9 protein-coding genes and 2 tRNA genes are annotated in these 13,007 nt (G+C 62.1%); 7 read left to right on the forward strand and 4 right to left on the reverse strand.

The annotated features are described in order from the left end of the window. The 3 genes from purF to BZL41_RS27000 are packed head-to-tail and all read left to right on the forward strand — an operon-like array spanning position 1 to position 3,543. Entirely contained in the window at positions 1-1,506 is a 1,506-nt protein-coding gene (gene purF, locus BZL41_RS26990; RefSeq protein ID WP_095602117.1) for an amidophosphoribosyltransferase, read from the forward strand. Positions 1,507-1,555: 49 nt separating this feature from the next. After that, a complete protein-coding gene (locus BZL41_RS26995; protein WP_095602118.1) occupies positions 1,556-2,767 on the forward strand; it encodes an O-succinylhomoserine sulfhydrylase in 1,212 nt (403 codons plus the stop codon). Beyond that, the gene (locus BZL41_RS27000) at positions 2,764-3,543 is read left to right on the forward strand and encodes an SDR family oxidoreductase (protein WP_095602119.1); all 780 of its coding nucleotides are present in this window, start codon (positions 2,764-2,766) and stop codon (positions 3,541-3,543) included. Before BZL41_RS26995 ends, BZL41_RS27000 begins: the two co-directional genes overlap by 4 nt. An 86-nt stretch (positions 3,544-3,629) precedes the next feature. Here BZL41_RS27000 and gspD read toward each other — a convergent pair whose 3' ends face one another. Beyond that, positions 3,630-5,600: a type II secretion system secretin GspD gene (gspD, locus tag BZL41_RS27005; protein WP_095602120.1), complete on the reverse strand. Its 1,971-nt coding sequence runs from the start codon at positions 5,598-5,600 to the stop codon at positions 3,630-3,632. Positions 5,601-5,604: 4 nt separating this feature from the next. Then, positions 5,605-6,339, reverse strand: a complete 735-nt coding sequence (locus tag BZL41_RS27010; RefSeq protein ID WP_174706209.1) for a type II secretion system protein N — start codon at positions 6,337-6,339, stop codon at positions 5,605-5,607. 404 nt (positions 6,340-6,743) lie between these two features. Here BZL41_RS27010 and BZL41_RS27015 point away from each other — a divergent pair. Further along, positions 6,744-6,819 (forward strand) — tRNA-Val (locus tag BZL41_RS27015). 35 nt (positions 6,820-6,854) lie between these two features. Then, positions 6,855-6,931: transfer RNA gene (locus BZL41_RS27020), tRNA-Asp, on the forward strand. Positions 6,932-7,161: 230 nt separating this feature from the next. Here the strand turns inward: BZL41_RS27020 and BZL41_RS27025 are convergent. Beyond that, positions 7,162-8,199, reverse strand: a complete 1,038-nt coding sequence (locus tag BZL41_RS27025; RefSeq protein WP_095602121.1) for an AraC family transcriptional regulator — start codon at positions 8,197-8,199, stop codon at positions 7,162-7,164. Further along, entirely contained in the window at positions 8,196-9,137 is a 942-nt protein-coding gene (locus BZL41_RS27030; protein ID WP_095602122.1) for a hydrolase, read from the reverse strand. The genes BZL41_RS27025 and BZL41_RS27030 overlap by 4 nt, the downstream gene beginning before the upstream one ends. Before the next feature lie 172 nt (positions 9,138-9,309). On the opposite strand from BZL41_RS27030, the gene BZL41_RS27035 reads away from it, so the two are divergent. Both BZL41_RS27035 and BZL41_RS27040 read left to right on the forward strand, forming a co-directional pair. Beyond that, the gene (locus tag BZL41_RS27035; RefSeq protein WP_095602123.1) at positions 9,310-11,346 is read left to right on the forward strand and encodes an NADPH-dependent 2,4-dienoyl-CoA reductase; all 2,037 of its coding nucleotides are present in this window, start codon (positions 9,310-9,312) and stop codon (positions 11,344-11,346) included. 293 nt (positions 11,347-11,639) lie between these two features. After that, the gene (locus BZL41_RS27040) at positions 11,640-13,007 is read left to right on the forward strand and encodes a chromosome partitioning protein ParA (RefSeq protein WP_095602124.1); all 1,368 of its coding nucleotides are present in this window, start codon (positions 11,640-11,642) and stop codon (positions 13,005-13,007) included.

Here is a 13,007-nt window from a genome sequence, read left to right on the forward strand (position 1 = left end):
ATGTGCGGCATCGTTGGTATCGTCGGTAAGTCGAACGTCAATCAGGCGCTGTATGACGCGCTTACCGTCCTTCAGCATCGCGGCCAGGACGCTGCCGGTATCGTGACCAGTCATGAGGGGCGTTTGTTCCTGCGCAAGGACAACGGCCTGGTGCGCGACGTTTTCCAGCAGCGTCACATGCAGCGCCTGATCGGTCACATGGGCATCGGCCACGTGCGCTATCCCACCGCTGGCAGCTCCAGCTCCGCCGAGGCGCAGCCGTTCTACGTCAACTCGCCCTACGGCATCACGCTGGCGCATAACGGCAACCTGACCAATGTTGAACAGTTGTCGCGGGAGATCTACGAATCCGATCTGCGGCACGTCAACACCAACTCCGACTCCGAAGTGTTGCTCAACGTCTTCGCCCATGAGCTGGCGGTGCGGGGCAAGTTGCAGCCGACCGAGGAGGACGTATTCGCGGCGGTTTCCGGCGTCCATGAGCGCTGCCGGGGCGGCTATGCGGTGGTGGCGATGATTACCGGCTACGGTATCGTCGGCTTCCGCGATCCGAACGCCATTCGCCCGATCGTCTTCGGCCAGCGCCACACCGACGAAGGCGTGGAATACATGATCGCCTCGGAAAGCGTTTCCCTGGACGTGCTCGGCTTCAGCCTGATCCGCGATTTGGCGCCGGGCGAGGCTGTCTACATCACCGAAGACGGCAAGCTGTACACCCGTCAGTGCGCGAAGGCTCCGCAGTACGCTCCTTGCATCTTCGAGCACGTTTACCTGGCTCGCCCGGACTCCATCATGGATGGCATTTCCGTGTACAAGGCGCGCCTGCGCATGGGCGAAAAGCTGGCCGAGAAGATCCTTCGTGAGCGTCCGGACCATGACATCGACGTGATCATCCCGATTCCGGACACCAGCCGTACGTCGGCACTGGAATTGGCCAACCGCCTGGGCGTCAAGTTCCGCGAAGGCTTCGTCAAGAACCGTTACATCGGTCGTACCTTCATCATGCCGGGGCAGGCGGCAAGGAAGAAATCCGTACGGCAAAAGCTCAATGCCATCGAGCTGGAGTTCCGCGGTAAGAATGTGATGCTGGTGGATGATTCCATCGTGCGCGGCACCACCTGCAAGCAGATCATCCAGATGGCGCGTGAGGCCGGTGCGAAGAACGTTTACTTCTGTTCGGCGGCACCGGCGGTGCGTTACCCGAATGTCTATGGCATCGACATGCCCAGCGCCCACGAATTGATCGCCCATGGGCGCACCACCGAAGAGGTCTGCGAGCTGATCGGGGCCGACTGGCTGGTCTACCAGGATCTGGAAGATCTCAAGGAGGCTGTGCAGGAAGGCAATCCGGAAGTGAAGACATTCGATTGCGCCGTGTTCGACGGCCAATACATCACCGGCGATGTCAACGAGGCCTATCTGAATAAGATCGAGCAGGCACGCAACGATGCGTCGAAGGCCAAGGCTCACGCGGTGAGTGCGATCATCGATCTGTATAACAACTGACCGGCGGCTCCAGCGCGGCAGGTGCTGGGTCGGGCTCAAGGTGAATGACATGACGCAAGAATGGGATGCGGGACGGCTGAACAGTGATCTGGAAGGGGTGGCGTTCGATACGCTGGCGGTGCGTGCTGGCCAGCATCGTTCCCCGGAAGCAGAGCATGGCGAGCCGCTGTTCTTCACCTCCAGCTACGTATTCCGTAGCGCTGCGGATGCCGCGGCCTGTTTCGCCGGCCAGGTTCCCGGCAACGTCTACTCGCGTTATACCAACCCCACCGTGCGCTCTTTCGAAGAGCGTATCGCGGCCCTGGAAGGTGCTGAGCAGGCAGTTGCGACGGCATCCGGCATGTCCGCCATTCTCGCCGCGGTGATGAGCCTGTGTGGCGCTGGCGATCATATCCTTGTCTCGCGTAGCGTATTCGGCGCGACCGTCACGCTGTTCGAGAAGTATTTCAAGCGCTTCGGCGTACAGGTCGATTACGTGCCCTTGGCTGATCTCGATGCCTGGCAGGCGGCATTCAAACCCAACACGCGCCTGCTGTTCGTCGAGTCGCCGTCCAACCCGCTGGCCGAGCTGGTGGACATCGCAGCTCTGGCTGATCTGGCCCATGCTCGCGGTGCGATGCTGGCGGTGGACAACTGCTTCTGTACGCCGGTGCTGCAACAGCCGTTGGCCCTGGGCGCAGATATCGTCATCCATTCGGCAACCAAGTTCATCGATGGGCAGGGACGTTGCCTGGGGGGCGTGGTCGCCGGCAAAGCCGAGCAGATGAAAGAGGTGGTTGGCTTTCTGCGTACAGCAGGGCCGACCCTCAGTCCGTTCAACGCTTGGGTTTTCCTCAAGGGCCTGGAAACCCTGCGTCTACGTATGCAGGCCCATTGCTTCAATGCCCAGGCGCTGGCCGAGTGGCTGGAAGCCCAGGCGGGTGTGGAGAGGGTCTACTATGCGGGGCTGCCGAGCCATCCGCAGCACGAGCTGGCCAAGCGTCAGCAGAAGGGCTTCGGCGCGGTGCTCGCCTTCGAGGTGAGCGGTGGCAAGGATGGCGCCTGGCGTTTCATCGATGCGACCCGGTTGGTGTCGATCACGGCGAACCTTGGTGATACCAAGACCACCATTACCCATCCCGCTACCACGACTCATGGGCGTCTCACGCCGGAAGACCGGGCTGCAGCGGGAATCAAGGACTCGCTGGTCCGTATCGCTGTGGGGCTGGAAGATGTCGCCGATCTCAAGGCCGACCTGGCGCGTGGCCTTGCCGCCTTATGATGGAGTGGTCGGGGGAGCAAGCGGCTCCGACCAATGGCAAGGTTGCCCTGGTCACCGGAGCCGCGCGCGGCATCGGGCTGGGAATCGCTGCCTGGCTGATCGCGGAAGGGTGGCAGGTCGTGCTGGCCGATGTGGACCGCGAACGCGGTTCGAAGGTGACCAAGGCCTTGGGTGTCAATGCCTGGTTCGTGGCGATGGATGTCGCCCACGAATGCCAGGTAGCGGTCGGCGTGGCCGAGGTGCTCGGACAATTCGGGCGTCTGGACGCGCTGGTGTGCAATGCCGCGATTGCCGAGCCCTACAACCCTCCGCTGGAAAGCCTTCAGTTATCGCATTGGAACCGTGTTCTGGCGGTCAATTTGACTGGTCCCATGCTGGTGGCCAAGCACGCAGCTCCCTATCTGCGCGCTCACAACGGCTCCATTATCAACGTGGCATCGACCCGTGCGCATCAGTCCGAGGCGGACAGCGAAGCCTATGCCGCCAGCAAGGGCGGGTTGCTGGCGCTGACTCATGCGCTGGCGTTGAGCCTGGGACCGGATATTCGCGTCAATGCGGTCAGCCCCGGTTGGATCGATGCGCGCGATCCCTCCGCCCGTCATGAGGCGCCGCTGGGTGAGTCCGATCATGTTCAGCATCCGGTTGGGCGGGTTGGCAGTGTCGAGGATGTTGCCTCGCTGGTGGCATGGCTGCTGTCGGATAACGCGGGTTTCGTGACCGGCCAGGAATTCATCGTCGACGGCGGTATGACCCGCAAGATGATCTACCGGGACTGAGCGGCCGCCGTCGAATCCATGTCTTGCGATATTCGTGGTGTTGTCACGAGCGGGCGGCCCCGAGGACCGCTGCTTCCCTGGTCGTCTTACGGTTTTTGATCGTGCGGGCGCACGTCGATAGCTGGTTCGCCCTGGCCACCGTCGAACAGTTGGGTCGGGTTCCTCGGCAGGATGCTGGGCCTGTTGCGGCTGGCATCGTCATCCAGCACGCGTATGTCCCCATATTTCTTCCCGGATAGCGCTGCGAGTCCTGCTGCGTCGCGAATCACGGTGGGCCGGAGGAAAACCATCAGGTTGCGTTTGACGTGCTGATCCTTGGTGGAGCGGAACAGCCGGCCCAGGAAGGGAATGTCGCCCAGCAGCGGGACCTTGGAGTCGGTGCGGGTGACATCGTCCTGGATCAGGCCGCCAAGCACGATGACCTGGCCGTCTTCGGCGAGGATGGTGCTCTTGATCGAGCGCTTATTGGTCACCAGGTCAACGGCTTGTGCGTTCAGCGAGGTGCTGGGGGCGATGGAGGAGATTTCCTGCTCGAGTTCGAGGCGAAGGGTAGCCCCCTCGTTGATATGAGGCGTGACCTTGAGGGTAACGCCGATATCCTTGCGCTCGATGGTGGTGAACGGGTTGCTCGAGCCGGACGAGTCGGTGGTATAGGAGCCGGTCTGGAAGGGGACGTTCTGGCCGACCAGGATTTCCGCCTTCTGGTTGTCCAGCGTCAGCAGGCTCGGGGTCGAGAGCAGGTTGCTCTTGCTGTTGGATGACAGGGCGGTGATCAGGGCACCGAAATGGTCGGTGCCGATGCCTACGATGGCGCCATCGGGCAGTGTCAGGTCGTCCGGTATCTCTCCACTCTGGATCGCGCTCAGCACGGTTCCCACCGAAAGCCCCGTATTGCCGAAGTTGACGCCGCCGAGGCCGCCGGTCTTGCCACGGGCATCTACCGCCCACTGCACGCCCAGTGCGTCGGAGATATCGCCGGAAATTTCGACGATGGCGGCTTCGACCATTACCTGGGCACGCGGTACGTCGAGCTGGCGCACGATGTCTTCCAGGGGCGCCAGCAGGTCCGGGTCGGCAAGCAGGACGAGGGCGTTGAGACTTTCGTCTGCGCGTATCAGGATGTTCTGGGGCTTTCCTGCTGCGGCTTCGCCGCCACCACCTTCCGGTGTCTTCAGGCCTTCGGATATCTGCCCGAGGGTTTCGGCCAGGGCCTTGGCATCGTTGTGTCGGAGACGGATCACCCGGGTATTGGCCGAGCGGGTCGTCGGGGTGTCCAGGGAGCGGGCCAGTTCCGCAAGCTTGGCACGTGCGGCTGGCGGACCGAGCAGAACCAGGCGGTTGGTGCGGGAGTCGGCGATGACCTGTGTGCCGGTGCCGCCCTTGGCCTGGCCGCGGTTGGCCGTATTGTTCAGTACTTCGGCGATATCCATCACCCAGGCGTACTGGAGGTTGATGACGCTGTAATCGTCCGAACCCTTCTGATCGAGCTGGCGCACCAGATCCTCGATGCGGGCGATGTTGGCGCTGCGGTCGCTGATGATGAGGGCGTTGGCCGAAGTCACTGCCGCCAAGTGGCCGTACTGCGGAACCAGTGGGCGGATGAGCGGGATCAGTTCTGCCGCCGTGCCGTGCTGAACTTGGATGACGCGGGTTTCCAGCTTGTCGGGGGCTCCTTGGCCACCAATACCGCCTTCGGCCTTGGCTTCGGCGTTGGGTACGATACGCGCCTGATCGCCTTGGGTGATCACGCTGAAGCCATGGGTGGCCATGACCGAGAGGAACAGTTGATAGACCTCGCTCAGCGTTAGCGGGGCTTTCGATATGACACTGACTTGGCCTTTCACCCGTGGATCGATGACGAAGGTTTCGCCGGTAATGTCCGCAATCTGATCGACGAACGCACGGATATCAGCATCCTTGAGGTTGATCGTCCAGCGCTCGTCATTCTGCGTGATGCCGCTGGGGGCGGCTTGCGGGGCGGCCAGCAGCGGCTGCGAAACAGCGCTCACGCCGGCCATGAAGAGAGCTAGGGTCAGACGGGGAAAAGTCAGAGGCATCGGTTCAGTCGCTTTCCATGGGCTGTTCGGTGTCGGAGTCGCTCGGCATATCCTCTGGCGGCGATGTCTCCTCCGGGTGATCCTCGGGCGCGCTACCGGCCGCCTCCATTTGTTCGCGAAGTGCTTCCATCCGTTCGCGCAGCAGTTCGGCGTCCTCTTGCTCCAGCGTGTTCATTTGCCCGGTATGGTCGAGCGACTCTTCCATCAGGTAATTGGCGGGGCCGGACCCCGATCGGGCAGCGGGAAATGGCAGTGTTTCCAATCGCCCGTTGCGCTCGATCTCGACGCGATCACGATAGACCGCATGCAAGCGTATGCCGCCTTCCAGTTCGGCGCCCACCCGGTAACGCTGCGGCTTGCCTCCTTCGCTCTGGATGATTGCACTGGACCGTTCCGGGTCGGCATGCACGAAGCTGCCATGCAAAGTGAGGCGCAGGTTGGTCGCGGGCGGTGGTGCATTGCCGGCAACTGCGTTGCTAGGACCGAACAAAGGCTCCAATCGTTCCAGCACGGGCGCGCTATGAATGACAGGGGTATCGGTGGCGACAGTCTGGGTGGGCGCGCGCATCAGCCGTATCCATCCGGCGGTCTGCCAGGCGAGGCTGACGCACATGGCGAATATCAATGCCGCACCGACCAGCTTGGGCGCATGTAGCTGCAGCCAGCGCGGGGCACCTGCAAAGGGCAAAGGAATCACTCCGGCAAACGTTGTAGTTATGTTGGATCGCGTATCGATCATAACAGCTCGTGCGTCTCGAGCAGCACCCCGTCCGGGTGCTTGACGCGACACATAGAGTAGCGGGTGTCATGCGTCGGCTCGCGGTGAGACAGCACATATTGGATGCCCGGCTCGGGCTGGCGCTCGTTTCGGCAAGGCCGTGATACGTGTTGGTTGTTACGGTTTCAAGTCGTGCCTGTTTTGGCGGACATCGTCCGGAGTATGGGGCAGGGCGGGCCGGATGATCACGATTGGGGCTTGGATATTCTTGGCTGCGCCAATCCGGTGCGTTGGAAGATGCTGAATGTGCCTGTCGAGCGTGCGAGCCGATCGGCTTCCTGGTTTCCGCTTCTCAAGAAAAAATTCAAGCAGGGTGTTGACTTACCTTCGGTGCCTGCGTAAATTGCGCGCCTCGCAAGGCGATCGGCTGATTAGCTCAGCTGGGAGAGCACCTGCATCACACGCAGGGGGTCGGCGGTTCGATCCCGTCATCAGCCACCAAGGTCTTGCGAAACGGACGAAAGTCCAGCCGACGCGCAGCGGTAGTTCAGTCGGTTAGAATACCGGCCTGTCACGCCGGGGGTCGCGGGTTCGAGTCCCGTCCGCTGCGCCACATCGAAAGCCCTCAGGTAGCAATACCTGGGGGCTTTTTCTTTGTGCCTTGCATTCCACATTCATTTTTTGTTCATCTGGGCACCTTAGCCTGTTGGCATGGTCTTTGTTTTCTGAAATTCCAACAGCACAGGAGAAAGCCCTATGGACGACTATCAAGAAGAGCTCCTCGAATACCATGCTTTCGAGCAGGACCCTGTCGAGCCGGCGGACGACGCCACCGAGCTCTGATCACCCCGCTTGCCGCTGGGCGCGGCGGAATTCGCCAGGCGTCTGTCCGCTCCAGCGCTTGAAGGCGCGCTGGAAGGCTTCGGCAGAGGCGAAGCCGAGCAGATAGGCAATTTCGCCGAAGGCAAGCTCCGTATCGCGGATGTAGGTCATCGCCAGGTCGCGACGAGTGTCGTTGAGGATGCTGCGGAACTGGGTGCCTTCTTCGGCCAGCTTGCGACGAAGCGTCCAAGTGGGTAGTTGCAGTCGTGCGGCTACTTCTTCGAGGTCCGGCTCGCGTCCGTTGAGTAGCGGGCCGAGCAATTGAATGATGCGTTCGCGCAGGCTTCGAGTGCGGGTCTGCTGCTCCAACTCTCTTTCGCAGATTTCCAGCAACTGGCGCCAGGTGCTCGGGCAGTGTTCCGGGTTGCGTAGCGCCAGGCTCGTTTGATCCAGGCGCAGCTGATTTTCCTTGGCGCCGAATTCCGGCGCGCAGCCAAGCAGTTCGATGTACCGCTCGGCATAGCCTGGAGCGGGAAATTCGATCTCGATTTTTTCCACGCGAAGGGACTGCCGGGCCAGGAAGCCGAGTTGGAAAATCCAACTGGATAGCACCGAGTCCACTACGAAGCGGTTGTAGTTGTTGTACGGGCTGATGGAATAGAAGCGAAGCCAGGCGCCCCCGGCATCCTCGTGAAAGCTGGAGTGTCCACGATAATTCGAGGCATAGAGCGGCTCGAAGCGGATCAGTGCGCGTGCCGCTTCGCGAACCGTGGGAGCCTGTGCTGCGGTTACGCCTGCCAGGCCGACTTGGCTGAGCCGGCTGAGCCGGCCCATCGAGAGACCGATTGCTGCGTTACCGGTCAGTTGGATCGCCGCGTGGCCGAGCCGCATGTAGCGTGGAATCGAGAGGCGGGCCCGGGATTCTCCCAGGCGCACCGGGTCCAGTCCGTATTGTTCCAAAAGGGGCGCTGGATCGATCCCGTGTTCTCGAACGGTATCGGCCAAGCTATGGACGAAGCCCGCCGAGAGGTCGCCGAGGCGAACCCGCTGCGCTTTCATCGAGGCCCTATCCAGGTATTGAGCAGATGGCTGCCCGGCGCAGTGCTCATTTGGGGGGCGGCGCTGGGAGTCAGTTCGATGTTGCGGGAGGCGCCGCCGATCGGCCAGCTCAGCTTTCCGCGAAGGAACAGCGGGGCGCCTGCCGGTTCGCCATCCGGCCCGCGCAGGGCAGTCTGCGGGTAGCCGGGGCTCCAGTCCCGTTCGACGCTAAGATGGCGCTCGCCCAACTGCACCTGCTGCGTGTGGCCGCTGTCCGGGCGCCAGGGCCAGGGCTCCTTGTAGAGATCGCCGAGAATTTCACCGTCAGGCCCGAATACCAGGCTGAGATTGCGCAGGGGGCCGTTGCCGCTGCGCAGTCGGCCGTCCTGCAGGTACGGCTCGGGTAGCAACATGGAGCCGGCCAGCAGCGTGATGCGGTAGTCGCGGGCGAGGGCGGAGAACAATTGCTGATAGTCCGCAGCCATCTGCTCGGCTTTCATCCTGAGAAGGGCTTCATCCAGGCGATCGGCATCGAGGTTCAGAACCAGGGCCTTGATCGCCAGCAGGGGGTTGCCGAGAAGCAGCCAGTTGCGGACTTCCTGGCGGCTTCGGGCGCGATAGAACTCGACCTTTTCGTCTCGTGCCAGCAGCCAGGTGCCGATATGGTCGGGGAGTGCCACCAGTGTGTTGGCATCAAGGAGTCCTTCGGCCTTGGCGCGGTCGAGGGCGGCGACCAACTTCAGTCGCAAGTGGTCCGGGCTCTGGTAGTCCAGCGGAAAGAGTTCCGGGCGGATCGACAGGATGTTGGCTTCCGCGTCGATGGGTCTTGGCTCCGTGTCGATCGTGCTGCGGAGATCGGACAGGTAATGGGCGGAGGGGCGCCGTTCGGCCCAGACCAGAAAGGCTGCGAGGCATCCGGCAAGGATGACGAGGACGAGAAGAGCGGAGATCTTGCGCATATGCGCCACAGGGTAGGCATATGCCAGGGACTTGCCAAGCGTGGCTGTGCATTTCGATCAATAAGTTGTCACTTTCGATCATTGAGTCGAAAGAGTGCGCTCCTTATCGTCTGCCCTCATCGACTTCGCCCATAGAGGCGAGCGCCCGTGACAGCCGATTCGGAGAACGAAGATGACCGACGCCACCTACCCGCACTTGCTTGCGCCTCTCGACCTGGGCTTTACGACCCTGCGCAACCGGACCCTGATGGGCTCGATGCACACGGGGCTGGAAGAGAAATCCGATGGCTTCGAGCGGATGGCTGCCTACTTCGCCGAGCGGGCCCGTGGCGGTGTCGGTCTGATGGTGACCGGTGGCATCGGCCCGAACGAAGAGGGTGGTGTCTATTCGGGGGCGGCCAGGCTGACGACCGTCGAAGAAGCGGAGAAGCACCGGATCGTTACCCAGGCGGTGCACGAAGCGGGTGGCAAGATTTGCATGCAGATCCTGCATGCGGGGCGTTATGCATACAGCCCGAAACTGGTGGCGCCAAGTGCCATCCAAGCACCGATCAACCCGTTCAAGCCCAGGGAGCTGGACGAGGAGGGCATCCAGAAGCAGATCGCCGACTTCGTCAATTGTGCCGTACTGGCCCAGCGTGCCGAGTACGATGGTGTCGAAATCATGGGATCGGAAGGTTACTTCATCAACCAGTTCCTGGTCGCTCACACCAACCATCGCACGGATCGCTGGGGCGGCAGCTACGAAAATCGCATGCGCTTGCCGGTGGAGATCGTCCGTCGCGTCCGTGAGGCGGTAGGGCCGAACTTCATCATTATCTACCGGCTGTCGATGCTCGATCTGGTCGAGGGAGGCAGCACCTGGGACGAAATCGTGATGCTGGCCAAGGCGATCGAGGCCGCTGGGGCGACCCTGATCAATACCGGCATCGGCTGGCACGAGGCGCGTATCCCGACCATCGCCACCAAGGTGCCGCGAGCGGCGTTCACCAAGGTCACCGCCAAGCTGCGAGGCGAGGTCGGCATTCCGCTGATCACTACCAACCGCATCAATACCCCCGAAGTGGCCGAGCAGGTGCTGGCCGAGGGCGATGCCGACATGGTGTCGATGGCGCGTCCGTTCCTGGCCGATCCGGACTTCGTCAACAAGGCTGCGCAAGGTCGCGCCGACGAGATCAACACCTGTATCGGCTGCAACCAGGCCTGCCTGGATCACACCTTCGGCGGCAAGCTGACCAGTTGCCTGGTCAACCCGCGTGCCTGCCATGAAACCGAGCTGAATTACATCCCGACCGTGACGATGAAGAAGATCGCCGTGGTCGGGGCTGGTCCGGCGGGACTTTCGGCGGCCACCGTCGCTGCCGAGCGTGGGCATCAGGTCACTCTGTTCGATGCGGCGGGCGAAATCGGTGGGCAATTCAACGTTGCCAAGCGCGTGCCGGGCAAGGAGGAATTCTACGAAACCCTGCGTTACTTCAAGCGTAAATTGGAAACCACTGGCGTCGAGGTTCGGTTGAATACCCGGGTCGATGTCGAGAGTCTGGCTGCTGGCGGATATGACGAGATCATCCTGGCAACGGGGATCAAGCCTCGCACTCCGGAGATTCCCGGTATCGAGCATGCGAAAGTGATCGGATACCTGGACGCCATTCTCGAGCGCAAGCCGGTCGGCCAGCGCGTTGCGGTGATTGGCGCGGGCGGTATCGGTTTCGATGTGTCGGAATTCATCACGCACCAGGGCGAGGCCAGCAGCCTGAACCGCGAGGCGTTCTGGAAGGAATGGGGGATCGACACGGCGCTGGAGGCGAGGGGGGGCGTTGCGGGTGTGCGCCCGCAGCCGCACCCGACGGCGCGCCAAGTCTACCTGCTGCAGCGCAAGGCCTCCAAGGTCGGTGACGGCCTGGGCAAAACCACCGGCTGGATTCATCGCACTGGCCTGAAGAACAAGCAAGTTCAGATGCTCAACTCGGTGGAATACCTCAAGATCGACGACGCCGGCCTGCATGTCCGTATCGCCGGAGGCGAGCCCCAGGTGTTGCCGGTGGATACGATTATCGTATGCGCGGGCCAGGAGCCACTGCGCGAGTTGTACGATGGGCTGGTGGCTGCGGGGCAGCGGGTCCACCTCATCGGCGGTGCCGATGTCGCCGCGGAACTGGATGCCAAGCGAGCCATCAATCAGGGTTCGCGTCTGGCTGCAGCGTTGTAATCCGGTCGACGGATATTCGCGTCACTGTTCAAACGCCCCGATGATGGGGCGTTTTCTTTTTGGATCGCTGGCAGATTATCGGCGGCCATGGCTACGGAACTCTTCACAGCTTTCGTTGTCGTTCCTTTCCGCTGGGCAGGACAGGCCGGCGTACTGCTAACCCGGTCACATTGCCCGCTTCGCTTTTTCCCCTAGACTTGCAAGGACAACGAGATAGCGCCAGTTTCTAAGGCGCGAATTATCCGCTGACTTGGTGTCGGGGATTTTGCCGGGCTGGCCTACGAGGGAAATCGATGAGCATCCAGAACAAGCCGCAGATGGTCGAAGCCGTCATGTTCTTCGGCGAGCGCGGCATTTGTAAGGAAATGCTCTTTCCCGAGTTCGAGGCTGTACTCGATGGTGTGGTGAATATCCCCGAGTTCGCCGATCAGCAAATGCGTGCGGCCTATCTGCTGATCAACCCCCGTCTCATGGTGCGGGCCGCTGTCTTCTTCTACTTGGATTTCGACGAAAAGGGAGGCGCCGACTCCGGTTGGAACATCCCGTTGCGCCATCTGGCCGACCGTGCCGGCCGTGGCCCCGACCTGGGGGCCGGGCCGATCCGTCTGGCCTGTCGCAGCCAGTGCCCGGTGTCCTGGCACCAGATGCATTTGTGGGACCCTAGCCTGGCGCCGGGGCAGAACGATCTGGTCATTCTTCGCGATGCGGCCAAGCGCAATAACCTCGGCTTGCTGGTCGAGGATGATACGCCCCAGGCCGTCGCGCCGGAGCGCCTGCAAATGGCCCCGGAAGACAAGTGGTACGCGCCGGATGTCGCGAAGGAGTCGGCCGACAAACTGGCCGAACAGTTGGACCAGGAACACCGGCTGAAAACCGCGCAACTCATCAAGCAGCAGCGTCTGCGCATCGCCAGCCTGGGCCAGCAGCACGAAGAGGAACTGGCCAAGCTCCGCCTGGCGGCGGAGGAGCAGCGCAAGCAATTGCAGGCGGAAATCCAGCGTCTGCATCAAGGCTTGCGTCAGCAGGAAGAGCTGAATGCCAACCTCAAGGCGCAGCTCGAGGCGCAGGCCGACAGCATCCAGAAGACCCGTGAGGAAATGACCGAGCAGATGCGCGCGATGGAGCGTCACGGACGGACCGAGTCCGACATCCTGCGCAGCCAGTTCGATCAGGAATTGAAGGTGCGGGTCGCTGCGGCGGTAGCGGAATACAAGGAGCAATTGGCGATCCGCGACGTGGAACTGGCCTACCGCAGCGAGCAGCAGGCCCAGTTGCAGAAGGACGTAGAGCGCCTGCAACAGGAGCGTGACCGCTTCGCCAGCGAAGGTGGCGACCATATTCTGGAACGGCTGGCCAAACTCGGTGTGGTCTTCGTCGTCTACCACCCCGGTGCGGGTCACCTCACCATTCCGCTGCAGGACATCGCCCGCTATCAGGACAACCCCATGGCTTATGCCGCGGCCAAGTGCTTTGTCTCCGAGACGCAGTACCGTGAGTGGCTGGCGCACTATCAGCAACCCACCTGCGATGCGACATTGCCGAGCGGAGAGCGTTGCGCCATGCCGATCGACCGCATCGATACGCCGAGCCGTTTCGTGTCCGGCGAGTCCAATTGCTGTACCCGGCACAAGGCAAGCGCCCGCCTGCGTACCGTCAGCTAG

The sequence above is a fragment of the Pseudomonas sp. PIC25 genome (genome assembly GCF_002286785.1).
In the GTDB taxonomy this organism is placed as follows: Bacteria; Pseudomonadota; Gammaproteobacteria; order Pseudomonadales; family Pseudomonadaceae; genus Pseudomonas_M.